At 74.4% G+C, this 25,117-nt stretch carries 23 protein-coding genes; 10 read left to right on the forward strand and 13 right to left on the reverse strand.

Annotation, left to right across the window (positions count from 1 at the left end; all coding sequences use genetic code 11):
• Position 1: 1 nt before the first annotated feature.
• Complete coding sequence (locus BM385_RS03390) at positions 2 to 700, reverse strand: 2-oxoglutarate/malate transporter (RefSeq protein WP_093842124.1); 699 nt, start codon at positions 698 to 700, stop codon at positions 2 to 4.
• A gap of 42 nt (positions 701 to 742) precedes the next feature.
• On the opposite strand from BM385_RS03390, the gene BM385_RS03395 reads away from it, so the two are divergent.
• Positions 743 to 1,378: a TetR/AcrR family transcriptional regulator gene (locus BM385_RS03395; RefSeq protein ID WP_019434137.1), complete on the forward strand. Its 636-nt coding sequence runs from the start codon at positions 743 to 745 to the stop codon at positions 1,376 to 1,378.
• Between the two features lie 82 nt (positions 1,379 to 1,460).
• Here the strand turns inward: BM385_RS03395 and BM385_RS03400 are convergent, their stop codons facing one another.
• Positions 1,461 to 2,549, reverse strand: a complete 1,089-nt coding sequence (locus BM385_RS03400; protein WP_051131149.1) for a CDP-alcohol phosphatidyltransferase family protein — start codon at positions 2,547 to 2,549, stop codon at positions 1,461 to 1,463.
• A 62-nt stretch (positions 2,550 to 2,611) separates the two neighbouring features.
• The gene (locus BM385_RS03405; protein ID WP_026047484.1) at positions 2,612 to 3,841 is read right to left on the reverse strand and encodes a DUF5919 domain-containing protein; all 1,230 of its coding nucleotides are present in this window, start codon (positions 3,839 to 3,841) and stop codon (positions 2,612 to 2,614) included.
• Positions 3,842 to 3,964: 123 nt separating this feature from the next.
• Here BM385_RS03405 and treY point away from each other — a divergent pair, with 123 nt between their 5' ends.
• Positions 3,965 to 6,451: a malto-oligosyltrehalose synthase gene (gene treY / locus BM385_RS03410; RefSeq protein ID WP_175542905.1), complete on the forward strand. Its 2,487-nt coding sequence runs from the start codon at positions 3,965 to 3,967 to the stop codon at positions 6,449 to 6,451.
• A 180-nt stretch (positions 6,452 to 6,631) separates the two neighbouring features.
• Here the strand turns inward: treY and BM385_RS03415 are convergent, their stop codons facing one another.
• Positions 6,632 to 7,186 (reverse strand): FHA domain-containing protein, encoded by a 555-nt coding sequence (locus BM385_RS03415; RefSeq protein ID WP_019434133.1) that lies wholly within the window; start codon positions 7,184 to 7,186, stop codon positions 6,632 to 6,634.
• A gap of 224 nt (positions 7,187 to 7,410) precedes the next feature.
• Here BM385_RS03415 and BM385_RS03420 point away from each other — a divergent pair, with 224 nt between their 5' ends.
• Together BM385_RS03420 and treZ are read left to right on the forward strand one after the other, a co-directional pair.
• Positions 7,411 to 8,325, forward strand: coding sequence for a GNAT family N-acetyltransferase (locus BM385_RS03420; protein WP_093842126.1), 915 nt, complete (start codon positions 7,411 to 7,413; stop codon positions 8,323 to 8,325).
• A 28-nt stretch (positions 8,326 to 8,353) separates the two neighbouring features.
• Positions 8,354 to 10,147, forward strand: a complete 1,794-nt coding sequence (gene treZ, locus BM385_RS03425) for a malto-oligosyltrehalose trehalohydrolase (RefSeq protein ID WP_051131151.1) — start codon at positions 8,354 to 8,356, stop codon at positions 10,145 to 10,147.
• A 57-nt stretch (positions 10,148 to 10,204) separates the two neighbouring features.
• Here the strand turns inward: treZ and BM385_RS03430 are convergent, their stop codons facing one another.
• The gene (locus BM385_RS03430) at positions 10,205 to 11,071 is read right to left on the reverse strand and encodes a DUF7192 family protein (protein ID WP_019434130.1); all 867 of its coding nucleotides are present in this window, start codon (positions 11,069 to 11,071) and stop codon (positions 10,205 to 10,207) included.
• Positions 11,068 to 12,174, reverse strand: a complete 1,107-nt coding sequence (locus BM385_RS03435) for an AAA family ATPase (protein WP_237751305.1) — start codon at positions 12,172 to 12,174, stop codon at positions 11,068 to 11,070. The genes BM385_RS03430 and BM385_RS03435 overlap by 4 nt, the downstream gene beginning before the upstream one ends.
• 121 nt (positions 12,175 to 12,295) lie before the next feature.
• On the opposite strand from BM385_RS03435, the gene BM385_RS03440 reads away from it, so the two are divergent.
• Positions 12,296 to 13,252 (forward strand): carbohydrate kinase family protein, encoded by a 957-nt coding sequence (locus BM385_RS03440; protein ID WP_093842127.1) that lies wholly within the window; start codon positions 12,296 to 12,298, stop codon positions 13,250 to 13,252.
• Between the two features lie 63 nt (positions 13,253 to 13,315).
• Here the strand turns inward: BM385_RS03440 and msrB are convergent, their stop codons facing one another.
• The 4 genes from msrB to BM385_RS03460 all read right to left on the reverse strand — a co-directional run bounded on the left by msrB (position 13,316) and on the right by BM385_RS03460 (position 16,648).
• Positions 13,316 to 13,723 carry a peptide-methionine (R)-S-oxide reductase MsrB gene (msrB, locus tag BM385_RS03445; protein WP_019434127.1) on the reverse strand — a complete coding sequence of 136 codons (408 nt, stop codon included), beginning with the start codon at positions 13,721 to 13,723 and terminating at the stop codon, positions 13,316 to 13,318.
• A gap of 26 nt (positions 13,724 to 13,749) precedes the next feature.
• Positions 13,750 to 15,162: a UDP-N-acetylmuramate--L-alanine ligase gene (gene murC, locus BM385_RS03450; protein WP_093842128.1), complete on the reverse strand. Its 1,413-nt coding sequence runs from the start codon at positions 15,160 to 15,162 to the stop codon at positions 13,750 to 13,752.
• Between the two features lie 109 nt (positions 15,163 to 15,271).
• A complete protein-coding gene (locus BM385_RS03455) occupies positions 15,272 to 15,739 on the reverse strand; it encodes a hypothetical protein (RefSeq protein ID WP_019434125.1) in 468 nt (155 codons plus the stop codon).
• A gap of 132 nt (positions 15,740 to 15,871) precedes the next feature.
• Positions 15,872 to 16,648, reverse strand: coding sequence for a pyrimidine reductase family protein (locus BM385_RS03460; protein ID WP_019434124.1), 777 nt, complete (start codon positions 16,646 to 16,648; stop codon positions 15,872 to 15,874).
• Positions 16,649 to 16,708: 60 nt separating this feature from the next.
• On the opposite strand from BM385_RS03460, the gene zapE reads away from it, so the two are divergent.
• Both zapE and BM385_RS03470 read left to right on the forward strand, forming a co-directional pair.
• Entirely contained in the window at positions 16,709 to 17,809 is a 1,101-nt protein-coding gene (zapE, locus tag BM385_RS03465) for a cell division protein ZapE (protein WP_026047483.1), read from the forward strand.
• 58 nt (positions 17,810 to 17,867) lie between these two features.
• Positions 17,868 to 18,710, forward strand: a complete 843-nt coding sequence (locus tag BM385_RS03470; protein WP_093842129.1) for a PPK2 family polyphosphate kinase — start codon at positions 17,868 to 17,870, stop codon at positions 18,708 to 18,710.
• A 56-nt stretch (positions 18,711 to 18,766) separates the two neighbouring features.
• Here the strand turns inward: BM385_RS03470 and hemQ are convergent, their stop codons facing one another.
• The 3 genes from hemQ to hemE are packed head-to-tail and all read right to left on the reverse strand — an operon-like array spanning position 18,767 to position 21,961.
• Complete coding sequence (gene hemQ / locus BM385_RS03475) at positions 18,767 to 19,483, reverse strand: hydrogen peroxide-dependent heme synthase (protein ID WP_093842130.1); 717 nt, start codon at positions 19,481 to 19,483, stop codon at positions 18,767 to 18,769.
• A 4-nt stretch (positions 19,484 to 19,487) separates the two neighbouring features.
• Positions 19,488 to 20,900, reverse strand: a complete 1,413-nt coding sequence (hemG, locus tag BM385_RS03480; protein WP_093842131.1) for a protoporphyrinogen oxidase — start codon at positions 20,898 to 20,900, stop codon at positions 19,488 to 19,490.
• 2 nt (positions 20,901 to 20,902) lie between these two features.
• Entirely contained in the window at positions 20,903 to 21,961 is a 1,059-nt protein-coding gene (hemE, locus tag BM385_RS03485) for a uroporphyrinogen decarboxylase (protein WP_093842132.1), read from the reverse strand.
• 164 nt (positions 21,962 to 22,125) lie between these two features.
• On the opposite strand from hemE, the gene BM385_RS03490 reads away from it, so the two are divergent.
• From BM385_RS03490 to BM385_RS03500, 3 genes are all read left to right on the forward strand, one after another.
• Positions 22,126 to 22,716, forward strand: coding sequence for a DUF3000 domain-containing protein (locus tag BM385_RS03490; RefSeq protein ID WP_019434118.1), 591 nt, complete (start codon positions 22,126 to 22,128; stop codon positions 22,714 to 22,716).
• A 189-nt stretch (positions 22,717 to 22,905) separates the two neighbouring features.
• Positions 22,906 to 23,571, forward strand: a complete 666-nt coding sequence (locus BM385_RS03495) for a response regulator transcription factor (protein ID WP_026047480.1) — start codon at positions 22,906 to 22,908, stop codon at positions 23,569 to 23,571.
• Between the two features lie 134 nt (positions 23,572 to 23,705).
• Positions 23,706 to 24,965, forward strand: coding sequence for an HRDC domain-containing protein (locus tag BM385_RS03500; protein WP_093842133.1), 1,260 nt, complete (start codon positions 23,706 to 23,708; stop codon positions 24,963 to 24,965).
• Positions 24,966 to 25,117 lie beyond the last annotated feature (152 nt).

Here is a 25,117-nt window from a genome sequence, read left to right on the forward strand (position 1 = left end):
CTTAGGAGCGGGCACCGACATCGCCGGGCCGCCGGACCAGGGCGAGCCCGTAGCCGATGAGCCAGCCGGTCCACAGCAGCCAGCCGGTGAGCCCGAGCAGGCCCAGCGGGCCGTCGCCGTCCCTGATCAGCGGGGTGAGGGTGGCCGAGGCGGCGTGCAGGGCCGCGGCCACCAGCCCGAGGCGGCCCAGTCCGCGGCCGATCAGGCCGGCGCGCAGCCCGCCGAGCGAGAAGCCGGTCAGGGCCAGGGCGAGGAAGGTGCCGTTGAGGAGGAACAGCGCGTCCTGGAACGCCCACAGCCCCGGGGTGCCGACGCCGCCGTCGGCCAGGGCGAAGCGCAGCGCGGTGACCGCGAGGAAGGTGCCCTTCTGCAGCAGCACCCCGGCGAAACCGACCAGCGCCCATCCGGTGCCGCCGCGCGGCCCGCCGCCCCACAGGGCGGCGAGGGCGGCGGCGGCGAACACCGTGGAGAGCACCCAGGTGAGCGGCCCGAGGGCGAGCACGGCCGGGAGGGCGGCGGGCGGCGACCCGTAGAAGTCGAGGGCGTCCGCGTGACCGGCGCCGGGGGCCGGCAGTCCGGCGGGGACGAGAACGGCGTTGCTGAGGAGAATCAGGGCGGCGAAGCCGATGCCGGCGAGACCGCCGGTGACGGAGAAGGGCAGGGCGGAGCGCGCCCCACCCTCTTTCGATAGAGTGAGCATATATTCAATATAAGCAACATCAAGCGAAAGGATGCCCGGACGATGGGCACGGAACCGGCCAAGCGCCGCTACGACTCCCTGCACCGCACGGCCCAGGCGCACCGCACCCGGGGCGCGATCGCGGAGGCGGCCCGCCGGCTGTTCACCGGCCGGGGCTGGGCGGCCACCACCGTGCGGGCGGTGGCCGAGGAGGCGGGCGTCTCGGTGCCGACGGTCTACGCGGCGTACGGCGACAAGACCGGACTCGTACGGGCCGTCGCCGACGCCGCCGATCTGTCCGCCGGGGTGGACCGGCTGGTGGCCGCGCTGGAGGCGGCGGAGGGGGATCCGGCGGCGCAGCTGGCCGCGATGGCCGGCTACGACCGGCGGCTGTACGAGCGGGCCGGCGAGGTGATCGTCCTGCTGCGGGAGGCGGGCCGTACCGAGCCGGAGCTGGCCACGGCCTACGCCGAGGGCCGGCGCCGGGGGGACGAGACCCGGTGGCAGGTGTTCTCCGGCTGGCCGGCGGGGACGCTGCGCCCGGAACTGGACGTGCCCGGTGCCGTCGATGTGTACGCCGCGCTGTGCACCGTGGACGTGTACACCACCCTGACGGTGGAGCGCGGCTGGCAGCCGGACCGGGTGGAGCGCTGGTGGGCGGCGGCGCTGGCCCGGGAACTACTGGCCCCCGGCCGGTGACGCCGCGCCGCCCGGCGCGGCGCGCCCCGTTCGGCACCGGGGCGGGCCGGCAGCGGGGCGGCCACCGCTCCACGGGATGCGCTCAGTGCGGCACCGGCGCGCCGGGCTCCGCCGTGCTCTCCTCCTGGCTCAGCCGCTGCCGCTCGGCCGCGTCGAAGGAGTCCAGGGTGCGGGCGAAGTCGCGGGTGGACAGCAGCAGCTTGTAGATGATGGCCAGCTCGAAGAGGAGCAGCAGGACACCCGCGCCGATGGTCACCGGGATCACGGCGTTCAGCGCCGGGGCGATGATGAACACCGCCATCTGGAACTCGATGCCGCTGACCAGGTGGGTACGGATCCGGTGCCGCAGCAGGAAGGCGCGCAGCCGCAGATAGCCGGGGAAGCGGGAACGGAACTCGCGGTGCAGGTCGACGATGGCGCCCGCCGGGCGCGAGGACCGGCCCTCGGCGGCGCCGGGTCCGGCGGCGGCGGACGCGGAGGCCGCGGCGGCACGCTGGGCGGGGACGGCGCGCTCCTCGGCGGTGGGTTCGCCCGCCGGCGCGCGCTCGCTCTCGTGGTGGGCGGCGACCGCGTCCGCGTCGGCCTCCGGATTCTCCCGCAGCAGATCTTCCATGAAAGCCAGCTCGGTGGCGTTCTCGGCCTCCCGCGCCCGCCGGGCCCTGGCCTTGATCTGTTTGCGCATCCCGTGCCGGATCTTGAAGATCTGGAGGGCGTCGATATAGCGCAGCATGTCGAGGAAGACGACAGTGAGCGCCAGCCAGAGATAGATCACATCATCGGTGCGATAGAACTGGCCGCCCATCAGGGCGACCGCGCACACCAATACCCTGATCCGGTCAAACACATAATCGAGCCAGGCCCCGAATACGGAACCGGTCCTGGTCAGCCGGGCGAGTTTCCCGTCCATGCAGTCCAGGATGAAACTCACGTGATAGAGCAGGGCGCCGATCAGCAGCCAGTTCCAGGTGCCGAAGGCGAAACAGCCGGCAGCGCCGAGGCCGAAGAACAGGGCCAGCCAGGTGATCTGATTCGGCGTGATCCGGGTCCACAGCGCGGTCCAGCGCACCAGCGGGGTGGCCACCGGATCCACCAGCAGGACGGTCCACCACGCGTCCCGTTTCTTCTGCGTGGTCCGGCGCACCTCTGTCAGGGGGGGAATGTCGTGACGCATGGTCTGCTTCCAGGCGGAAATAGGACCTGAAAGACGCTACCACTTCACGCGCGGCACTCCGTTCACGAAACCGGGCGGGAATTCTCCCAGGCCCACTCGAACTCCTCGCGGTACGTTTCGAAAAGCGTCATTTCTCCGTCGGCAGCCGCGTCCGTTCGGTGCGGTATCTCCCGACCCGTGCGCCGGAGAACGAGAACCGGGGTTTCCATTCCCCGTATTCTCCGTAGATATGACTGCACCACGGCCACCCCATCGGGGCTGTCACCGTCCACGAAATAAGCACTGAATCGAGGGATCTCGTCGAACACATGAATGTCGAACGCCTCGGGATCCCGCACCTTGCTGCGCACCCGGCGCACCTGGAGGATGTTGGTCTCCACCGAGCGCCCCAGCTCCCCGCGCTTGAGCCCCAGCTCCCGCTCCCGGCGCCGCATCGCGCCGCTGGCCGGGTTCAGGAACAGCAGCCGCACCCGGCACCCGGAGGCCGCCAGATGGGCCAGCCGACGCCCCGGGTAGTTCTGCACCAGCAGTCCGAGCCCGGTCCCCATGGCGTCGATCCGCCGCGCGCCACCGAACAGTTCCTCCGGCGGCAGCTGCCGCTGCAACCGCACCCGGTCCGGATGCACCCCGGCCACATCCGTGAACCGGTCCCCCACCAGCCGCTCCACCGCGTCCGCCGGCAGCCGCCCGGCCGCCGTCTGCGGCCCCGTCTCCAGCAGCCGCAGCAGCCGGGCGCAGCCGCGCTCCGCCTGCTCCAGCACCGCACGGCTCATCCCCCGGTTGCGGCTGACCGCGCTGCGCGCCACCTCCAGTTCGTCCAGCGTCAGCTCCAGCTCGCGCCGATTGTCCAAATACGGGGCGAAACACGGCCAGTGCTGCACCATGAGTTCACGCAACTGAGGCAGGGTCAGAAAGGCGAGCACCGTGTCATCGGCCGGATCAAGCACCAGCCCCTTGCGGCGGCTCACCTCGCGCAGCGCCGCCGCCCGCTGCACCCACTCCTGCCCGGCGGGACCGGCCGCCGCGATCTCCCACTCCTCGCCGTGCACCGGCTCGTACACCGGACGCAGCACCGAGGCCACCACCGAGCGCAGCCGCTGTTCGACCAGATTGAGCCAGACGTACGCCCGCCCGGCACGCTCCACCCGGGTGCGCACCTCGGACCAGTCGGCCTCGCTCCAGCCCAGATCGGCCCCGATCTCCACCGTGCGCGGGACGGGCACCGCCTGGGTGGGTGCCTCGGCGGTGTCACCCCCGTTCCCCGAGGGCAGCTCAAGCCCCGATGAGCTCACCGCCTGCACCGCCTTCCACCCCGCCGTTGGATCAAGGAAGCCTACTGCGCGTCCGGCCGGCCGTGCAGCACGGTACGGACTCAACCACGCCACCCCGCACGGCAGTCGAGGCGGGTGGTGGTCATGACAGCGGTGCCCCGTACCCCCACCGCCACCTACCGGGTACAGCTGGAGCCCGGCTCCGGTTTCGCGGCGGCGGCCCGCGACGTCCCCCGCCTCGCCGCGCTCGGCGTCTCCCATCTGCATCTGTCGCCCCTCCTGGAGGCCGTCCCCGGCTCCCGGCACGGCTACGACGTCACCGACCACTCCCGGGTACGCGCCGAACTCGGCGGCGAGCAGGGCCTGCGGCAACTGGCCGCGACCGCCCGCGCCCACGGCCTCGGGCTGATCGCCGACATCGTGCCCAACCACATGGCACTGCCCGCCGACACCGCGCTCAACGCCCCGCTGTGGCGGCTGCTGCGCGACGGACCCGGCTCACCCGCCGCCGCCTGGTTCGACCTCGACCCGGCCGCAGGCGAGGGCCGGATGACCCTGCCGGTGCTGGCCGGACCGGTCGCGGACGAGCGGCACGCCCTGCGGGTCGAGGACGGCGCCCTGCGGTACGGCGACCACCACCGCTTCCCGCTGCGCCCCGGTACCGAGCACCTGCCGCCGGACGACCTGCTGGACGCCCAGCACTACCGCCTCGCCTGGTGGCGCACGGCCCGCACGGAGCTGACGTACCGCCGGTTCTTCACCGTCAGCGAACTGATCGCCGTACGGGTGGAGGACCCCGCCGTCTTCGAGGCCACCCACGCCACGGTGCTGCGCCTGCTGGCCGAGGGCGTCCTGACCGGGCTCCGCATCGACCACCCGGACGGGCTCGCCGACCCCGAGGGCTATCTGCGGCGGCTGCGCCGCCGGGCCGGGCCCGGCGTCTGGGTGGTCGCCGAGAAGATCCTCGGCGAGGACGAACGGCTGCCGGCCGGCTGGCCGGTGGCCGGCACCACCGGCTACGACGCGCTGCGCCGGGTGGACGCGGCGCTCACCGACCCGGCGGGCGCCGAACAGCTCACCGCGCACTACCGCGCGTACACCGGCGCGCCGCCCGACCTCGGAGGCGCCTGGGAGCCCACCGTGCGGCGTGCCGCCCACCGGGTCATCGACCGGGAGCTGGCGCCCGAGCGCGCCCGCCTGCTGCGCACCGCGCGCCGGCTGTGCGGCCCGGAGCACCCCACGGCCGCCCTGCGGACGGCGCTGACCGCGCTGCTGGTCGCCCTGCCGGTGTACCGCCCCTACGTCCCGGCCGGCCGCCCGCCGTCCGCCGCGGACACCGCCCTGCTGGCCACCGCCGCGGCGACCGCCGCCCGGGAACTGGCCGGCCCGGCGGAGCGCGGCGCGCTCGACGCCCTGCACGACCTGGCGCTCGGCCGCCCACCGCGTACCGCACCCGGCCCCGGCCACGGTCACAGCGCCGACCGGGCGGACTTCCGGGTGCGGTTCGCCCAGGTGGCCTCGGCGCTGCGGGCCAAGGCCGTCGAGGACTGCGCGGGGTACCGGTTCACGCCGCTGCTCTCCGCGTCCGAGGTGGGCGGGGACCCGGGCCGCCCCGCGCTGCCGGTGGCCGCCTTCCACGCGCACTGCGCCCGCGTCCAGCGCGACTGGCCGCTCACCGGCACCGTGTACACCACCCACGACACCAAGCGCAGCGGCGACGTCCGGGCCGCCCTCGCCGCGCTCACCGAACATCCGCGCGGCTGGGCGGACCTGCTCACCGAGGTGACGGAGCGCACCGCGCGCGCCGGCGTGCCCGCGCCCGACCCGCACGCCGCCTGGGGATGCTGGCAGACCGCGTTCGCGCTCGCCCCCTCCCCCGACCCGGACCGGCTCACCGCCGCCGCCCTCAAGGCCGCCCGCGAGGCGGCGCTGCACACCACCTGGACCGAACCCGACGCGGAGTACGAGGCGGCGCTGGAACGCTTCGTCCGGGGCGGACCGTGCGCCGCGCCCGGCTATCCGGTGGCGGCGCTCGCCCGGGAGCTGGCCCCGCAGCTCCGCGCCAACGTCCTCGGCGCCGCCCTGCTGCACCTCACCATGCCCGGGGTGCCCGACCTCTACCGGGGCAGCGAGAGCGTCTACCGGGCCCTGGTGGACCCCGACAACCGGCGGCCGGCCGAGCCACCGCCCCCCGTCCCCGACGCCCCGCCCCCGGTCCCGGGCGCGGGACCCTGGGACGGGCTGCCCGCCGAGAAGCTGTGGCTGACGGCCGTGGCGCTGCGGCTGCGCCGGGCGCGGCCGGAGTGGTTCGGCGAGCACGCCACCTACACGCCGCTGGCCGCCGAGGGGCCCACCGCCGAGCACGCGCTGGCGTTCTGCCGCTCGGACCGGGTGATCACGGTGGCCGCCCGGCTGACCCGCACCCTGGCGGCGGCGGGTGGCTGGGAGGGCACCGTGCTGCCGCTGCCGCCCGGCCGCTGGTACGACGCGCTGGCCGGGGACGCCGTGGCCGCCGGTGCCCCGGGCGAGGCGCCCGCGGACGGGCGGCCGGGCCACCGGGGCAAGACCGCGCTCGCCCGGCTGCTGGCCGACCGGCCGGTCGCGCTGCTGGTGCGCGCGGACGGGTTCTGACGCGCCGTCTTTACAACCGGGGCGCCCACCCGGAGACTGGGAGCGCTCCCACGGGCGTTGGACCCGTGAGCACCGTCGCACCCGGGACTCCGGTCTGCCGTCCCACACCACCCAGCCCCCGCTCGGGCGGCAGACCGGCTCCGGGCCTCCAGCGCGGCCCCGGGCGTACTCAGCGGGTACTCAGCGCGTACTCAGCCGGTAGGACACCGAGCCGAACCGCACCTCGTCGCCCGGCCCGACCGGCAGCGTGTCGGTCACCCGCCGGCCGTTCACCCAGGTGCCGTTCGCGGAGCCGAGATCGCGCAGCTGCCAGCCGGTCTCCGTCGCGGTCAGCTGCGCGTGGAACCGGGACACGCTGGGGTCGTTGAGCCGCAGCGCCGACCCGGGGGCGCGGCCGATGGACAGCGGATGCGGCCCCGGGGTGGGCAGCACCAGCTGCGGCAGCCGCTCGGCCCGCCACGCGGTGGACACCCGGTGCGGGAAGGACGCGATCCGGCCCACCGTCTGCACCAGCCAGCCGGTGCGCTCCGCCGGCCCTTCCGGCGGGGGCAGGTCCCGCAGGGCCAGGGCCAGTTCCTCCGGGCGCCGGGCGCCCACGACCTGGTCCATGCGCCGCTCGAAGGTGTCCTGGGACAGCCGCCCCTCCACCATGCCCTCGCGCAGCGTGCCGAGGGCACGCTCACGGTCCGCGTCGGATATCCGCGGGGAGGGCAGGCCGGATTCGATCGAGGTCATGAACAGGATTTTCCGCGACGGGAGTTGCTTCTGTCCAGAAACCCGTTCGCGCCCGCCGGAGCGCGCGGGGTACGGTGCCGGCACGCCCACGGATCCGGAAGGAGGCGCTGATGCTGTGTGTCACCCCCTCGCGCGTGCCCCGCTTCCGCCTCCCTGTCCCCGGGCGTTCTCACTGACCGGACGGACGGCCGCGCGCTCCGTATCCGGAAGGACCTGTCCCACCCATGACCGATCCGGTCTTCCGCTGCCTCGCCGAGGGCGAGAGCAGTTCCCGCTTCGCTTCCCTGCCCGATCCCGGCCTGGTCGGCCGGGCCCTGCTCGATCCGCCGCACAACGTGCTGCGCACCGTCGCCGAGGGCGGTGACTACCGCCCCGAGTGGGTGTGGCTGGCGCTGCGCGGCACGGAGGTGGTGGCCCGCGCGGCGTTCTGGGGCGGCCCGGGTGACACCGAGCCGCGCGTGCTCGACTGGTTCGACTTCACCGATCCGGCCGTCGGCACCGCCCTGCTGCGGGCCAGCGGTCTGCACGCCGAGTACGAGCTGATCCTGCCGCCCGGCTGGCGCTCCGACCCGCTGGCGCGGGCGGCCGGCGGCGCCCGGATGTCGGCGGCGGCCGAGGCCGGGTACGAGCCGCTGGTGGAGCGGTTCCGCTACACCTGGACGCCCGCGTGCGGCGTCCCCGACCGCCCCGGCCGGCTGGTGTTCCGGCCGGCGCCCGACGACGAGGTGCTCCTCGACGTGCTGCGCCGCATCCACAGCACCACCCTGGACGCCCACGCGCTGCGCGCCACCGCCGAGGGAGGTGCAAAGGCGGCGGCGCGCCAGGAGCTGGACTTCCTGCGCTGGTGCCCCTCGCCGCGCGAGTGGTGGCGGATGGCGTACACCCCGGCCGGGGAGCCGGTCGGCTTCCACGCCCCGGCCCGCAACCCGAACGGCCCGGTGGTCGGGTTCATCGGGGTGCTGCCCGAGCAGCGCGGCCACGGCTACGCGTACGACCTGCTGGTGGAGTGCACCCGGCAGCTCGCCGCCGAGGGCGCCGAGCGGATCGCCGCCGCCACCGACACCGGCAATGTGCCGATGGCGAAGGCGTTCGCCCGGGCGGGCTATCCGGTGGTCCAGCACCGCTACTGCCTGGCGTGAGGGCCGAGCGGGCCCGAGCATGGTGTCCATGCGCTTCGAGGTGTGGGCCCCCCGGGCCCGCCGGGTCTGGCTGTGGCTCGACGGGACGCGGCTGCCGCTGCGCGAGGATCCGGGCGGCTGGTGGCGTACCGAGGCGGCGGCCGGTCCCGGCACCCGGTACGGCTACGTCCTGGACGAGGAGGACGCCCCGGTGCTGCCCGATCCGCGGGCCCGCCGGCTGCCGGACGGTCCCGAGGGCCCGGCGGCCGTGACGGACCCGGCGGCGTACCGGTGGCGGCACCCGTGGGAGGGGCGCGGGCTGGCCGGGGCGGTGCTGTACGAGCTGCACACCGGGACGTTCACCCGCGAGGGCACCTTCGACGCGGCGGCGGCCCGGCTGGGGCGGCTGGCGGAGCTGGGGATCACCCATGTGCAGCTGATGCCGGTGTGCCCGTTCCCGGGGCGGCACGGCTGGGGGTACGACGGGGTGGCGCCGTGGGCGGTGCACGAGCCGTACGGCGGCCCGGAGGGGCTGGCGCGGCTGGTGGACGCGGCGCACGGGGCCGGTCTCGGCGTGGTGCTGGATGTGGTGCACAACCATCTGGGGCCCTCGGGCAATGTGCTGCCCCGGTTCGGCCCGTACTTCACCGACCGGCACCACACGCCGTGGGGGTCGGCGGTGAATCTGGACGGGCGGGGCTCGGACGAGGTCCGGGCGTACTTCGCGGGCAGCGCGCTGGCGTTCCTGCGGGATTTCCGGCTGGACGGGCTGCGGCTGGACGCGGTGCACGAACTGGCGGACGACCGGGCGCTCCCGTTCCTGGCCGAGCTGTCGGCGGCGGTGGACGCGCTGGCGGAGCGGATTGGCCGGCCGCTGTTCCTGATCGCGGAGTCCGACCGGAACGATCCGCGCACGATCGCCGCGCGGGAGCACCACGGGCTGGGGCTGCACGCGCAGTGGAACGACGACTTCCACCATGCGCTGCACGTGGCGCTGACGGGCGAGTCGCAGGGGTACTACGCGGACTTCGCGCGGGCGCCGATGGCGGCGCTGGCCAAGACGCTGACGGAAGGCTTCTTCCACGACGGCGGCTACGCGGCGTTCCGGGGCCGGGGGCACGGCCGGGCGCTGGACCGGGCGGCGACTCCGGCGCACCGGCTGGTGGGGTACGCGCAGACGCACGACCAGATCGGCAACCGGGCGCTGGGCGACCGGCTGGCGGCGCTGGCCGGTCCCGGCCGGGCGGCGCTGGGGGCGGCGCTGGTGCTGTGCGGGCCGCTGACGCCGATGCTGTTCATGGGTGAGGAGTGGGGGGCCCGTACGCCGTGGCAGTTCTTCACGGATCATCAGGATCCGGCGCTGGCGCAGGCGGTGCGGCAGGGGCGGCGGGCGGAGTTCGCGGCGCACGGCTGGGCGGCCGAGGACATCCCGGATCCGCAGGACCCGGCGACGCGGGAGCGTTCGTGTCTGCGGCATCCGGCGGACGCGGAGTACGCGGAGGTCACGGCGTGGTGCCGGCGGCTGATCGGGATCCGCCGGGCGCTGCTGCCGCCGGGGCTGCCGCTGGCGGCGGCGACGGTGGAGTACGACGAGGAGCAGCGCTGGCTGACGCTGTGCAACGGGCCGCTGGTGGTGGCGGTGAACTTCTCCCCCGACCGGCCGGCGACGGTGCCGGTGCCGGACCGCCCGCTGGCGCTGCTGGCGGCCACCCACCCGGTGCCCCCGGCGGGCCCGGCGGCGGGACTGCGGCTGCCGCCGGAGTCGGCGGCGGTGCTGGGTCCGGCCGGGGACCAGGCGGGTTCCGAGCGTTCGGCGGAGGGCGGGGGCGAGGGGGCCGGGTGAGCCGGTATCCGGCTCACCCGTTCCGCAGCACGGCCCCTCACCCCGGGGCGGCCACCGTCATTCGACGAGCAGCCCGAGATCGGCGAAGATCTCCCGGCACCTCGCCAGGGACGATTCCAGCGTGTTCCACTGATCGTCGCCCGGCTTCAGGGCCGGCAGGATGTACGGGTCCTCGACGCCGTCTGGCAGGTCGTCGCGGTAACTGCTGAAGGGCGGGTAGCAGTGCCGGTTGCTGTGGATCAGCCGGGCCAGTTCCTCGGGCGTGCTGTCCCAGATGCTGTGCCACAGTCTGCGGAGCATGGCGGGATGCGCCAGGGCGAAGATGAGCCGGCCCAGGTCCAGCGGTTCGGCCGGTGAGATCACCCGGGCGACGGCACTGGCGCGGGTGTCCGCCACCCGGCCGCCGAAACCGGACCAGATCTCCACGCTGTGACCGGCCATGATGATCGACGAGCACAGCGCGCTCAGGGCCAGCCCGCGGTTGCGGATCACCTGGTGCGGGATGAAGTTCTCGTACGAGGCGGGGATGAGGAAGGACACCACCCGCCCGTGCGTGGTGGCCTGCTGCGGTTCCGCGTCGATCATGCACTCGGGTTCGCCGGCGAGATAGGCGCCGATGTCGACCTCGCTGCCCGTGACGTCCCAGCGGGGCACGAGCACGGTGGTCCGTACCCGGCCCGAACCGGTGCGCAGTGCCGCGACGTCCGCCTCGACCTCCGGAAGCCGCGCCGACCATCCGTCCCTGGCCAGCCGCAGTGTCTCCTCCCAGCCGGCGCCGGCGAAGGCGGGGTCCTCCCGGCGCCCGGAGCTGTTCGGGATGGTGACGGGCTTTTTGGCCCGGTCGATGAACTCCTGCCAGGACCACAGGGGCGGCAGCTCGTACCGGGTCTCCGGCCGGCTCTCGTAGGTGCCCGGGGCGCTCACCGTTCGTCCACCCCCAGCGCGGACCGGTGGGCCGTGGAGAGGCCGCGCAGCACCCGCCACTCCACGACGTCCGCGACCTCGGCGCCGGCCTGGATCAGCTTGGCGGAGTCGATGCTGGCGCGCGGCGAGAACATCACCGGCAGCCGCTTCTCGCGCGCCGTGGCCCGCAGTGTCCGTACCAGGTCCAGGACTTCCCGCGCCTGGGCCGTGCGGGTGGGTGCCTGGGCGAGCGCCAGGCGCTCCTCCAGTGCCTCGTCGACGGGGACGTCGAGGATGACGAAGCGGTCGAGTGTCGCCGCGTCCAGGGCCTGGCGGCCGGTGTACTGCCGGTCGGGTCCGGTGCCGTAGGTGTTGGCCGTCGCGATCACCCGGAAGTCCGGATGGGCCGTCACCATGTCGTCGGCGAAGGCGCACACGCCGAGGGAGAGCGCCTGGTTGAGTTCGGAGAGCAGCCCCGGGTGGCCGCTGTCGAGTTCGTCGAGCAGCATCAGCCCGCCGTGCTCGAAGGCACGGCGGAAGGGGGTGTCGTGGTAGTGGCCGTGCGCGTCGTAGTAGCCGAAGATCTTGCTCATCGGGGTGGTCGGCCCCAGGGAGAGCGCGTGGAACTCCAGGCCGAGAGCCCGGGCCGCCTGCTGCGCGATCGTGGACTTGCCGGTCCCCGCGGGGCCCACCAGCAAGGCGTGGCAGCGGGCGTTCAGCACCAGGATGACGTCCGGCAGGACTTCGTGCGCGTTCTCCGTCACCTGGATGGGAGGGGCGCCGTCCATCCGGATGCTGATGACCGGTGGTACGGAATCGCGGAAGATCCGCTGGGCCTGTTCCCTGGCCCGTTCCAGATAGGCGCGGTTGGCCTCCTCCAGCATCCCGCGAGTGCGGGCGAGCACGGTCTCGGTGGCCTGCTTCACCGCCGTCTCACCGGCGGAGTCCATCCGCCGGTCCATCAGCGACCGCTGGTGGCCGAGTTCTTCGCGGACGGCGGCTTCCACGATCCGCTGGGCCTCCCGGTGCATGGTCTCCCGCACGCGCGAGGAGCGCAGTTCGGCCAGTTCGGTTGCCTTCTTCTCTATGAGGTGCTCCACCTGTTCGCGGGTCTTCTTGCGCACGGCGGCTCCCCCTTTCCCCCTGTGGTCGGCGCCGATGACCTGGTCGTCATGGCTGCTCAGCAGTATCGCGGACCGCCGGCCGGCACCTTCGGGCCGGGGATCTTCCGGCATCATCGGTGCCATGGGCAACAGGAGCGAACCGTCGTACGACGTACTGGTGGTGGGTGCCGCCGGGGTGGACACCATCGTACGGGTGCCGCGCCTTCAGGTGCCGGACGCCGATCTGGTGCACGTGCCGCCGATCCGCGACTATGTGGCGCACACCGGGACGGGGGCCGCGCTGGGCTTCCACGCGCTGGGGCTGCGCACCCACTTCCTGGACTTCATCGGCGACGATCTCCAGGGCGAGCTGATCCGGCGCCGGTTCGCCGCGGCCGGGCTCGGGTTCGACGCGCTGCCCGCACCGAACGGGACGCCGCGCAGCGTGAACCTGGTGGACGAGGCGGGGCGCCGGTTCTCCTTCTACGACGGCCGGCATCCGGCGGATCTGCTGCTGCCGCCGGAGTTCGTGGCCCCGCATCTGGACCGGGCGCGGCATGTGCATGTGTGCCGGTCCGGGTTCAACCGGGAGCTGTTCGGTGAGCTGGAGCGGCGGGGGCTGCCCTCCTCGACGGATCTGCACGCCTGGGACGGGGTGAATCCGGACAGCCACCCGTGGGCGTTCCGTACCGACTACGTGTTCCTCAGCGCGGCGGGGGTGCAGGGCCGGATCGAGGAGACGCTGCGGCTGATCCTGGCGCGCGGGAAGGCGAAGCTGGTGGTGGCGACGGACGGGGAGAGCGGGTGCCATCTGCTCAGCCGGGACGGGGACGGGGCCGTACGGCACGTCCCGGCGGTGGCACCGGCGGCCCCGGTGGTGGACAGCAACGGGGCGGGGGACGCGTTTGTGACGGCGTTCCTGGCGACGCTGTTCGCGGGCGGGGATCTCGACCGGTGCGCGCTGGCCGGGACCGTCTCGGGGGCGTTCGCCTGCACGCAAGTGGGCACGCACGAGCGGCAGCTGACGGCGGCCGAGCTGGACGCGGAGCTGGCCCGGCTGGACGGGGGTGCCGGCCGGGGGCCGGTCAGCCGGGTGTGAGGGCCCGGGGGCGGCGGGCGGCACCCCCGGTGCCGCCCGCGCCGGTCACCATGACGCCCGGCGTCACGCGCCCTCCACGTGCCGGATGGCGATGGAGTTGATGCAGTACCGCAGGTCGGTGGGGGTGCCGTAGCCCTCGCCCTCGAAGACGTGGCCCAGGTGGGAGCCGCAGGCGGCGCAGAGCACCTCGGTACGGGGGCGGCCCGGCAGCGAGGTGTCGGTGCGGGTCTCCACCGCGTCGCTGTCGGCCGGGTCGTAGAACGAGGGCCAGCCGCAGTGCGACTCGAACTTGGTCTCCGAGCGGAACAGCTCGGCCCCGCAGGCGCGGCAGTTGTAGACGCCGACCGTCTTGGTGTCGGTGTACTCGCCGGTGAACGCCCGCTCGGTGCCGGCCTCGCGCAGGACCCGGTACTCCTCGTCGGTCAGCTCCTCGCGCCACTGCTCGTCGGTCTTCTCGACCTTGTAACCCATGGTGTCGGTTCCTCCTCGGCAATCGGTCAGGGCCGGGCCAGCCGGTCCAGGATCTTCGGTCCCAGCTCGGTGACGTCCCCGGCCCCCATGGTGAGAACGAGATCACCGGGGCGCGCCATTCCCGCCACGGCCTCGGGCACGCCGTCCTTGCCGGCTTCCGGCGCCGGGTGGACGGTGGCGCCGTGGGCGGTGGCGGCGTCGGTGATCAGCGCGCTGGTGACACCGGGGATGGGGTCCTCGCGGGCGGGATAGATGTCCAGGACCAGGCAGCCGTCGGCCAGCGCCAGGGCCTGGCCCATCTCGGTGCCCAGTTCGCGGGTGCGGCTGAACAGGTGGGGCTGGAAGACCACCAGGACCCGGCCGTCCCCGGCGGCGCCGCGGATGGCCTCCAGGTCGGCGCTCATCTCGGTGGGGTGGTGGGCGTAGGAGTCGATGACCTGGACGCCGGCCGCCTCGCCCTTGAGCTGGAGGCGGCGGCCGACGCCGGTGTAGGAGCCGAGGGCCTGGGCGAGGCCGGCGGCCGGGACACCGGCGGCGGTGCCGGCGGCGAGCGCGGCGACGGCGTTGTGGGCGTAGTGGCGGCCGGGCACGGACACGCCGAAGGAGAGTTCGGAGCCGTCGGCCAGGCGTACGGTGACGGTGCTGGTCAGGCCGTTCGGCCGCACGTCGAGGACGCGGACGTCGGCGTCGGCGGACTCCCCGTAGGTGACGATGCGCAGGTCGAGGTCCTCGCGCGCGCGCAGCCGGGCGGTGAGGACGCGGGCGCCGTCCTGGTCGGCGTTGACGATCAGGGTGCCGCCGGGCCGCACGGCGGCGGTGAAGATCTCGAAGGACTCGTAGATCTCCTCCAGCGAGGCGTAGTTGGCGTGGTGGTCCAGTTCGACGTTGAGGATGACCGCGACCTCAGGGGTGTAGCGGTGGAAGCTGCGGTCGGACTCGTCGGCCTCGGCGACGAACAGCTCGCCCTTGCCGTGGTGGGCGTTGGAGCCGGGGCCGTCCAGGTCGCCGCCGATGGCGTACGAGGGGTGCAGGCCCAGGGTGCCGAGGGCGACGGCGAGCATCGAGGTGGTGGTGGTCTTGCCGTGGGTGCCGGCCACGGCGATGGAGCGGCTGCCGGTCATCAGGGCGGCGAGCGCCTCGGAGCGGTGCACCACCGGGATGCCCTGGAGGCGGGCGGCGGCCAGCTCCGGGTTGTCGGCGCGGATGGCGCTGGAGATGACCACGCAGCTGGTGCCGTCGGCGAGGTGGGCGGCGTCGTGCCCGATCCGTACCGTGGCGCCCAGGTCGCGCAGGGCGGCGGCGGTGGCCGAGTCGCGGAAGTCGCTGCCGGCCACCAGGGCGCCGCGCTGGGTGAGGATCTTGGCGATGCCCGACATGCCCGCGCCGCCGATGCCGATGAAGTGGGGCCGTTCCATGGCGGGCGGGATCGCCGGTGTCATGCGTGTGTCTCCCTCGTCCCTGGTCGGACCGGGTGCCTGGGGCCGCCGGCCTGGTCTGCGCTGCCGGTCGATTGTCGCACTTCGGTGCGGGGTGGCCGCACCGTGCGGGTCACTCCGCGTGGGCGAAGAGTTTGAGGACCGGCACATCGACCTTGTGCCGGGCGCGGGAGGCCCAGTCCCGGTGGAAGAACTCCTCCACCAGGTGCGGGGCGGTGAGCACGATGACCTCGTCGGCCGAGGTCTCGGCGACGACGGCGGTGAGCAGTTCCAGCGGGTGCTGGTCCACCAGCTGGCCCACCGCGTGGGCGCCGGTCTGCCGCAGCGCGGCGACGGAGTGGTCCAGGGCGCGCTGCGCGGGTTCCCGGGCGGCTTCGTCCTCGGTTTCGCCGGCCTCGCGTCCGGCCTCGGCGAATTCACCGAGGGCCACGTCGTCGAGGGCGCGCAGCAGCCGGTCCTGGTCGCCGCGCGGCTGCATGAGGACGATGAAGGACATCTCCTCGTCGCCGTGCAGGGTGGTGACGAGCTCGACGTCCGTGGGCACCAGCGGCTTTTCGATCATGAGGATGCTCGTGAACATGGTCAGCGCCCTTCTTCGCGGCCGGGCCCCGGCCCGGTGCAGCAGAAACCATCCTTCCCCGTGGACGCACGGGGTGTCGCGCCATCAGTCTGCCCACATCAGGATAAGCGGAACGTTCCATTCCGCCGATTGTCAGACCCTTTGATACCGCCCGAACAGAAAACCGGATTCCTCCAGCAGCGAGGTCAGCGCCAGCTCGCGCGGCACCTCCACCCCCGGGCCGCTCATCACCCGGCCGGCGGTGCCCACCACATAGCGCGGCGCCGTGGTCAGACACAGCTCGTCCAGCGCGCCCGCCTCGGCGAAGGCCCCCAGCAGCCGGGGCCCGCCCTCGGTCAGCAGCCGGGTGTGCCCGCGCTCCACCAGCTCCGCCTTCACCCGCGCCGGATCCACCTCGGCGCCCTCCCCCACCGTGATCACCTCGGCGCCGGCCGCCCGGGCGGCGTCCAGCCCGTGCCGCGGGGCCGCCGGGCCGGTGATCACCATCGTCGGCACCAGCGGGTCGGTGAACAGCGGCAGCGAGAAGTCCAGGTGCAGGCTCGCCGAGACCACCGCGATCGCCGCCACCCGCCGCTGCCCGGCCGCCGCCCGCCGCTCCGCGAACCCGGGCCGCTCGCGCGCCGGCCGGTACTGCTCGCGCCGCACCGTCTCCGCGCCCACGATCACCACATCCGCCAGCGCCCGCAGCACCCCGAAGATCCGCATGTCGGCCGGGTGCGACAGCGGCTGGGACCGCCCGCCGTGGTGCGCCGCGCCGTCCACCGAGGTGACCATGTTGGCGCGCAGCCAGCCCCGGCCGTGCAGCCGCTCCTCGGGGTAGGCGTAGGCAGCCGCCAGCTCGGCCGGCTCCCAGGTGCGGTCGAGGGCGTCGTCCGGGCGGTCGAGGGCGGGGGGCAGCAGGCGTCGCATGGGGCGCAGTGTGGCATACGGGCCGGACGTGGCCGGCGCGCACGCCCCGTAAACTGGACGATTGTGTCCACCACCGCCGCGCCCGATCCCCACAGCGGGATAACCGCGCCCGCCGCCCTCGCCGACCGTGAGCCGCGGGTCCCCGCCGAGCAGCTGGTGGCGGAGCTGGTGCCGCCGCCGCGCTTCGACGCGGTGCGGTTCGCCACCTATGTCCCCGACCCGCACCAGCCCTCGCAGGCGGCGGCGGTGGAGGCGCTGAGCGGCTTCGCGGCCGGTCTCGGCGGCCCCGCCGCGAAGGACGGCGGCCGGCGGCGCGGGCTGTTCCGCCGCGCGCCGCGCACCCCGGCGCGCACCACCCCGCGCGGGGTGTATCTGGACGGCGGCTACGGCGTCGGCAAGACGCATCTGCTCGCCTCCCTGTGGCACGCCACCGACGCCCCGGCCGAGCGCAAGGCGTTCGGCACCTTCGTCGAGCTGACGAACCTGGTCGGCGCGCTCGGCTTCCAGCAGACCGTCGCCACCCTGTCCGGGCACCGGCTCCTGTGCATCGACGAGTTCGAGCTGGACGACCCGGGCGACACCGTGCTCGTCTCCTCGCTGCTCAGCAAGCTCGTCGGCCACGGTGTGGCGCTGGCCGCCACCTCCAACACACTGCCCGGCAAGCTCGGCGAGGGCCGGTTCGCGGCGGCCGACTTCCTGCGCGAGATCCAGGGCCTGGCCGCGCACTTCACCCCGCTGCGCATCGACGGCGAGGACTACCGGCACCGCGGCCTGCCCAAGGCCCCGGCGCCGCGCACCGACGAGGAGGTGACCCGCGCCGCGTACGGCACCCCGGGCGCCTCGCTGGACGACTTCGGCGATCTCCTGGCCCACCTCGCCCGGGTGCACCCCAGCCGCTACGGCGCGATGTGCGAGGGGCTGACGGCGGTGGCGCTCACCGGCGTGCGCCCGGTCCCCGACCAGTCGACCGCGCTGCGGCTGGTGGTGCTGGCGGACCGGCTGTACGACCGGGAGGTGCCGGTGCTGGCGTCCGGCGTGCCGTTCGACGCGCTGTTCAGCGAGGAGATGCTGGCCGGCGGGTACCGCAAGAAGTACTTCCGGGCCATCTCGCGGCTGACCGCCCTGGCCCGCGACGCCGGGCGGCTGGTGCCCGCCTCCTGAAGCCGGCCGGCGCACCGCCCGGGTGGCGCGGCCCGGCACGCCGCCGCATCATCGGGGCATGGCGAACGGGCTGCGTGACCTGCTGCGGGTGCCACCGGGAGGCCCGGCTCGGCTGGACCACCGGGACCCGGACGACACCCCCGGCTTCCGGGGCAAGAAGGCCAAGGCGCGCGCCGCACTCGACGACCTGGCCCCGCTCCTCTCCGATCTCCAGGAACGGCTGTTCGCCGCCGCCACCGGCGGCTCCCGGCGGCGGCTGCTGCTGGTGCTCCAGGGCATGGACACCTCCGGCAAGGGCGGCACCGTCAAGCACGTCATCGGCCACCTCAACCCGGCCGGCTGCCGGATCAGGGCTTTCAAGGCGCCCACTCCCGAGGAGCTGGGCCACCACTTCCTGTGGCGGGTCAGCAACGGCCTGCCGCGGGCCGGTGAGATCGGGATCTTCGACCGCTCGCACTACGAGGACGTGCTGGCGGTGCGGGTCCACCACCTGGTGGACAAGGAGGTCTGGTCCCGGCGGTACGCGGAGATCAACGCCTGGGAGGAGGCGCTGGTCCGGGACGGCCTGGTGCTGGTGAAGGTGTTCCTGCACATCGGCGACGAGGAGCAGCGCGCCCGGCTGCTGCGGCGGCTCGACCGCACCGACAAGCACTGGAAGTTCAGCCGGAACGACATCACCGAACGCGGTCTGTGGCCGCGGTACCGCACGGCGTACGAGGCGGCACTGGAGCGCTGCTCGACGGAGCCGGCCCCCTGGTACGTGGTGCCGGCCAACCGCCGCTGGTACCGCAACTGGGCGGTGAGCCGGCTGCTCCTGGAACACCTGCGGGAGATCGACCCGCGCTTCCCGCCCGGCGACTTCGACGTCGAGGAGGCCCGGCGGCGGCTGCTCGCCGAGTGAGCGGCCACGGGGCGGGCGGGCGGCGGTCCCCGCCCCGCCACCGGGTCCGGCTCCGCTCAGGCGAGGGTGGCCACCAGCTCCGCGACCGGCTTGCGGCGGCCGGTGTAGAAGGGGATCTCCTCGCGCACGTACAGCCGCGCCTTCGAGCCGCGCAGGTGGCGCATCAGGTCGACGATGCGGTGGAGCTCGTCCGCCTCGAACGCCAGGATCCACTCGTAGTCGCCCAGCGAGAAGGACGCCACCGTGTTGGCCCGCACATCCGGGTAGCCGCGCGCCATCTTGCCGTGCTCGGCCAGCAGGGTGCGCCGCTCCTCGTCCGGCAGCAGGTACCAGTCGTAGGAGCGCACGAACGGGTAGACGCTCACGTAGTCGCGGGCCTCCTCGTCGGCGAGGAACGCGGGGATGTGCGACTTGTTGAACTCGGCCGGCCGGTGCAGCGCCATGTTCGACCAGACCGGCTCCAGCGCGCGGCCCAGCCGGGTGCGGCGGAAGAGGTTGTACGCCTCCTGGAGCGCGTCCGAGGTCTCCGCGTGCCACCAGATCATGACGTCGGCGTCGGCGCGCAGCCCCGAGACGTCGTAGGTGCCGCGCACCGTGACGTCCTTGCCCGCCAGCTGCTCGAACAGGTCCGTGACCTCCTCGGCGATGCCGGCCCGGTCCTCGGGCAGCGTGTCGCGCAGCCGGAACACCGACCACAGGGTGTAGCGGATGACCTCGTTGAGGTCCTTGGCACGCTTGCCCGCGTTGGGGGCCTTCTCGGGTGCAGCAGTCATGTCCTCATTCTCCTGTCTCCTGGCGCGGCCCGGCCTGCGGGGTGAGCAGCAGTTCCCGGGCGGCGCGCGTGCCGCTGGCGACGCACGCCGCGATGCCGACCCCGTCGTAGGCGGCGCCGCACAGCCGCAGTCCGGGCAGCGCCGCCAGATAGCCGCGGACGCGGGCCACCCACGCCGGGTGGCCGACCTGGTACTGGGGCAGCCCGTCGTACCAGCGGGTCACCACCGCGTCGACGGGCTCGGCCGCGAGACCGACGGCCTCGCCGAGGTCGCCGCGGGCGGCCCGGACGAGTTCGGCGTCCTCCCACTGGAGCGGCCCGGCCTCGCCGTAGCGGCCGATCGACGTCCGCAGGACGAACAGGTCCGGGTCGGCGGCGGCTGCCCAGCCCCACTTGGTGCTGGTGAAGGTGGCGGCCTTGATGGTGCGGCCCTCGACGGCGGGCACCAGGAAGCCGCTGCCGCCCGGCAGCCTGGCCAGGTCGGCGCGCCGGAAGGCGAGGGTGACCAGGGCCATCGACGCGTACTCCAGCGCGCCGAGTTCGCGGCCGGCGGCCGGGGCCTCGGCGGCCAGCAGCCGGGCGGCGGCGCCCGCCGGCACCGCCAGGATCACGCCGTCCGCCGTCAGCGAGCGGCCGTCCGCGAGGGCGGCGGCCCAGCCGCGCGCGGTGCGCCGCAGGCCGGTGACCGCGACGCCGCTGACCAGGGTGGCGCCTGCCGCGCGGCAGGCGGCGGCGACCGCTTCGGGCAGCCGGCCGACGCCGCCGTCGATGCCGTTGAAGACCGGCCCGGCGGGCCGGCCCTGCCGGGCCTCCTCCTGTTGCCGCTGCACGGCGCGCACCGCGGCCAGCAGGGAGTCGTGGGTGCGGGCTGCCTCGTAGAGCTGGGGGACGGCGGCGCGCAGCGAGATGCGGTAGGCGTCGCCCGCGTAGACGCCGCCGAGCAGCGGCTCGACGAGCCGGTCCACGACCTCGTGGCCCATCCGTTCGGCGACCAGGGCGCCGATCCCGGCGTCCTCGCCGACCTGGAGCGGGGGCAGTTCCGCGTCGCGGGCGATCCGGGCGAGGCCGCTGTCGGAGAGCACTCCGGTGAGGGCGGCGGCGCTGCCGGGGACGCCCATCAGCTGGCCCTTGGGGAGCGGGCGCAGCGCGCCGCCGGTCCAGATCGCGGCGCCGACCGGGGCGGGCGGGTGCAGGGCGTCGCCGAGGCCGGCCGCCTCGGCGAGTTCGACGGCCTCGGCGCGGCGGGCGAGGATCGACTCGGCGCCGAGGTCGACGCCGACACCGGCCACCTCGCCGCGCCGCAGTTTGCCGCCGAAGCGGTCGCCGGCCTCCACCACGGTGGCCCGGGCGCCGGACTGTGTCAGCCGGTGGGCGGCGGCCAGTCCGGTGATGCCGCCGCCGATGACGATCACCTGCATGGTCAGCGCGCGGTCCGCTCGTGCACGAACGCGGTGAGCCGGGTGAGGGCGTCCGGGTCGGTGTCGGGGAGGACGCCGTGCCCGAGGTTGAAGATGTGGCCGGGGAGCCCGGCGGCGGCGTCCAGCACCTTGGCGGCCTGCTCCTCGACGGCGGCGGTCGGGGCGAAGAGGACGGCCGGGTCCAGGTTGCCCTGGACGGTCTTGCCGCCGCCGATGCGGCGGGCGGCCTCGTCCAGCGGGACCCGCCAGTCGGCGCCGACCACGTCCGCGCCGGCCTCGCTCAGCAGGCCGAGCAGCTCGCCGGTGCCGACACCGAAGTGGATGCGGGGCACGCCGTGGTGGGCGACGGCCTCGAAGACCTTGGCCGAGTGCGGCAGGACCGAGCGCCGGTAGTCGGCGGGGGCCAGCGCCCCGACCCAGGAGTCGAAGAGCTGGACGGCGGAGGCGCCGGCCCGGATCTGCACGTCGAGGAAGGCGGCGGTGATGCCGGACAGCCGCTCCAGCAGCGCGTGGAACAGCTGCGGCTCGCCGTACATCATGGCCTTGGTGTGCTCGTGGTTGCGGGAGGGGCCGCCCTCGATGAGGTAGCTGGCGAGGGTGAAGGGCGCGCCGGCGAAGCCGATGAGCGGGGTGGCGCCCAGCTCGGCGGTGATCATCCCGATGGCCTCGGTGACGTAGGAGACGTCACCGGGCTCCAGCGGGCGCAGCTGCTCCAGGTCGGCGTGGCTGCGGATCGGGTGAGCGACGACGGGGCCGACGCCCGGCTTGATGTCGAGGTCGACGCCGATGGCCTTGAGGGGGACGACGATGTCGCTGAAGTAGATCGCGGCGTCGACGTGGTGGCGGCGGACCGGCTGGAGGGTGATCTCGGTAACCATGTCGGGCCGCGCGCAGGCCTCCAGCATGCCGGTGCCGGCCCGCAGGGCGCGGTACTCCGGCAGCGAGCGGCCGGCCTGGCGCATGAACCACACCGGGGTGTGCGGCACCGGCTCCCGGCGGCAGGCCCGCAGAAACGGGGAATCGGTCACGGCTCGGTCCTGCGGCAGGCTGCTCTCAGTCACGGTAGGAAGTTTCGCACGACGCGCGGATTGACCCGCACCCCCGGGGTGTGCTTGGCGGTACGGAGGTGCGGGCGGCGTGGCCTGGCGGTGATCGGGTGCGCGAGGACCTAGGGTTACCGGCCATGGCAGCCCCACGAATTGAGCCGACGGAGGATTCCGGAGACATGAACGGCCCCGGCGCTGAGGCTCCTTACGCGTTCCGGCGGGCGGTGGCGGCGCTCGGTTCCGCCCGGGTGCGGCCGGAGGTGCGGCTGGCGCCGATGCCGGCCCCGCGCCGGCTCGCCCCGTACGCGCACGCCCTGGAGGCGGCGGTCACGGCGGACGGTACGGAGGTGGCGGACGGCCGGTTCGTCCTGCTGCACTCGCCGCAGGGCGACGACAGCTGGCGCGGGGAGTTCCGGGTGGTCACCCTGGCCCGCGCGGATCTGGATCCGGAGCTGGGCGCCGATCCGCTGCTGCCCGAAGTGGCCTGGTCGTGGCTGACGGAGGCGCTGGAGGGGCGGGGTCTGACCTGGCTGGAGCCGAGCGGCACGGTGACCCGGGCCGGCTCGTACTTCTTCGGCGGGCTGGGGGACCGGCCGCCGCGCAGCGAGGTGGAGTTGCGGGCGTCGTGGACGCCGGGCGACGCCGAGGAGGCGGCGGGTCATCTGCTGGCCTGGTGCGCGTTGCTGGCGCAGTGCGCGGGGCTGCCGCCGGAGGCGGCGGGCGGCACGGTGGCGGCGTTCCCGCGGCGGCGGGGGCCGCGTCCGGTGTGAGGGGGCAGGAAAGCGCACAACGGGCCGTATGACAAGGAGAACCGAAGGAGAAACCTACGAATCACCGGTTCGTGATCATTCTCTAAAGGCCCAAGGAGTTCATGCCGAAGGAGTCAATGACCCTTCCATCCGGATCGCCCCGGCTTCACCAGATAAGTCGGCTCCGTCCCCATCCAGCCCGGAGGCCCGGTGTCAGTTCTCCTCGAGCACCCCACAAGCCTGGTGGCCTACCGCCCCAACAAGCCCACCGCGATGGTCGTCGTGGCCGACCCGCGCGTCCGTTCCACCGTGACCCGCCATCTGTGGGCGCTCGGGGTGCGGGACGTGATCGAGGCGTCGTCCATCGCGGAGGCCCGCCCTCGGGTGGCCAACCCCCGCGACATCTGTGTGGCCGATGTCCACCTGCCCGACGGTTCGGGGCTCACCCTGCTGTCGGAGACCCGGGCGGCGGGCTGGCCCAACGGGCTCGCCCTGTCCGCCGCCGACGACATCGGCGCGGTGCGCAACGCCCTGGCGGGCGGCGTGAAGGGCTATGTCGTCACCGGCACCCGCAACAACCTCGGGCCGCCGGCCCGGCACGGGGCGGCGCAGATCGGCGCCGCGGCCCGGATGCACCACCACCGCCGCCCGCCGGGGGCGCCGGCCCACCAGGGCGGTTACCGGGAGCTGTCCGGGCGCGAGGTGGAGGTGCTGCGGCTGGTGGCCGAGGGCCAGTCCAACAAGGCCATCGGGGTGTCGATGGGCCTGTCGGCGCTGACCGTCAAGAGCCACCTGGCGCGGATCGCCCGCAAGCTCGGCACCGGTGACCGGGCCGGGATGGTGGCGGTCGCGCTGCGTACCGGCATCATTCACTGAGCGTGCGGCGGCCCGGCCGCCACCCCTCGCCCCGCTGCCCGCGGTGTCCTGTGCGACGCCGGCGGGCAGCGGGGCGTTTGCGGTCGGATACGGTCCGACACCGCGCACCGTACGCACCCCGTTACCCTTGACAGGTGACCGACGCTCAGCAAACCGCCGATGACGCCGCCCCACCGACCGCCGAGCCGTCCGGTCCGGCGGCCGTTCCGCTGCTGGCCCCCCGGGAGGGTGTTCCCGAGGTCACGGCGGACGACGCGGGGCTGGCCGCGGTGGTGGCGGCCTTCGCGGCGGGCAGCGGTCCGGTCGCGGTGGACGCCGAGCGGGCGTCGGGTTACCGCTACGGGCAGCGGGCGTATCTGGTGCAGCTGCGGCGTGAGGGCGCGGGCACGGTGCTGATCGACCCGGTGGCCTGCCCCGATCTGAGCGCTCTGGGCGCGGTGCTGTCCGGCACCGAGTGGGTGCTGCACGCGGCGATGCAGGATCTGCCGTGCCTGCGTGACATAGGGATGGTGCCCGAGCAGCTGTTCGACACGGAGCTGGCGGGCCGGCTGGCCGGGTTCGCCCGGGTCGGGCTCGGGGTGATGGTCGAGAACGTGCTCGGCTACAGCCTGGAGAAGGGGCACTCGGCGGTGGACTGGTCCTCGCGGCCGCTGCCCGAGCCGTGGCTGCGGTACGCGGCGCTGGATGTGGAGCTGCTGGTCGATCTGCGGGACGCCCTGGAGGAGGAGCTGGCCAAGCAGGGGAAGCTGGAGTGGGCGCACCAGGAGTTCGCGGCGATCGTGGCCGCTCCCCCGCCGCCGCCGCGCAAGGACCCCTGGCGCCGCACCTCCGGGGTGCACAAGGTGCGCAGACGCCGGCAGCTGGCGGTGGTGCGGGAGTTGTGGACCACCCGCGATCATGTGGCGCAGCGGCGGGATCTGTCGCCGGGGAAGGTGCTGGCGGACGCGGCGATCGTGGCGGCGGCGCAGGCGGTGCCGGCGGATGTGACGGCGCTGGCGGCGCTGCCCGGTTTCGGGCACCGGATGGGCCGGCGGCAGCTGGCGCAGTGGCAGGCGGCGATCGACCGGGCGAAGCGGCTGCCGGAGGCGCAGCTGCCGCAGCCGGGGCAGCCGGCGGCGGGGCCGCCGCCGCCCCGGTCGTGGGCGGACAAGGACCCGGCGGCGGCGGCGCGGCTGGCGGCGGCGCGGGCGGCGGTGACGGCGCACGCGGAGGAGCTGCGGCTGCCGCAGGAGAATCTGCTGACGCCGGACACGGTGCGCCGGCTGTGCTGGGAGCCGCCGGCCCGTCCGGAGCCGGAGCTGGTGGCCGAGTCGCTGCGTGCGCTGGGGGCGCGCGAGTGGCAGATCGAGCAGACGGTGCCGCTGCTGACCCAGGCGCTGGCCGCCGGCGCCTGATCGGCGGGGACTCCCCCGGGTATTGGGGCCGGGATCGCCCTTGCCAGGCGGTTACCCGCGAGTAGCATGGAGGGTGGACCGCACACTCCCGCCGGGGCGCCGAGGACGAGCCCCGAGGTGGCTGCCCCCGGCCGGGATCCCACGCGTGGAGG

The organism is Streptomyces harbinensis, from assembly GCF_900116145.1.
GTDB lineage: Bacteria > Actinomycetota > Actinomycetes > Streptomycetales > Streptomycetaceae > Streptomyces > Streptomyces carpaticus.

Coding starts and splice junctions, on each gene's coding strand:
- BM385_RS03390 (WP_093842124.1), bottom strand. CDS start 700: ATGCTCACTCTATCGAAAGAGGGTGGGGCGCGCTCCGCCCTGCCCTTC.
- BM385_RS03395 (WP_019434137.1), top strand. CDS start 743: ATGGGCACGGAACCGGCCAAGCGCCGCTACGACTCCCTGCACCGCACG.
- BM385_RS03400 (WP_051131149.1), bottom strand. CDS start 2,549: ATGCGTCACGACATTCCCCCCCTGACAGAGGTGCGCCGGACCACGCAG.
- treY (WP_175542905.1), top strand. CDS start 3,965: ATGACAGCGGTGCCCCGTACCCCCACCGCCACCTACCGGGTACAGCTG.
- BM385_RS03415 (WP_019434133.1), bottom strand. CDS start 7,186: ATGACCTCGATCGAATCCGGCCTGCCCTCCCCGCGGATATCCGACGCG.
- BM385_RS03420 (WP_093842126.1), top strand. CDS start 7,411: ATGACCGATCCGGTCTTCCGCTGCCTCGCCGAGGGCGAGAGCAGTTCC.
- treZ (WP_051131151.1), top strand. CDS start 8,354: ATGCGCTTCGAGGTGTGGGCCCCCCGGGCCCGCCGGGTCTGGCTGTGG.
- BM385_RS03440 (WP_093842127.1), top strand. CDS start 12,296: ATGGGCAACAGGAGCGAACCGTCGTACGACGTACTGGTGGTGGGTGCC.
- msrB (WP_019434127.1), bottom strand. CDS start 13,723: ATGGGTTACAAGGTCGAGAAGACCGACGAGCAGTGGCGCGAGGAGCTG.
- murC (WP_093842128.1), bottom strand. CDS start 15,162: ATGACACCGGCGATCCCGCCCGCCATGGAACGGCCCCACTTCATCGGC.
- BM385_RS03455 (WP_019434125.1), bottom strand. CDS start 15,739: ATGTTCACGAGCATCCTCATGATCGAAAAGCCGCTGGTGCCCACGGAC.
- BM385_RS03460 (WP_019434124.1), bottom strand. CDS start 16,648: ATGCGACGCCTGCTGCCCCCCGCCCTCGACCGCCCGGACGACGCCCTC.
- BM385_RS03470 (WP_093842129.1), top strand. CDS start 17,868: ATGGCGAACGGGCTGCGTGACCTGCTGCGGGTGCCACCGGGAGGCCCG.
- hemQ (WP_093842130.1), bottom strand. CDS start 19,483: ATGACTGCTGCACCCGAGAAGGCCCCCAACGCGGGCAAGCGTGCCAAG.
- hemG (WP_093842131.1), bottom strand. CDS start 20,900: ATGCAGGTGATCGTCATCGGCGGCGGCATCACCGGACTGGCCGCCGCC.
- BM385_RS03490 (WP_019434118.1), top strand. CDS start 22,126: ATGAACGGCCCCGGCGCTGAGGCTCCTTACGCGTTCCGGCGGGCGGTG.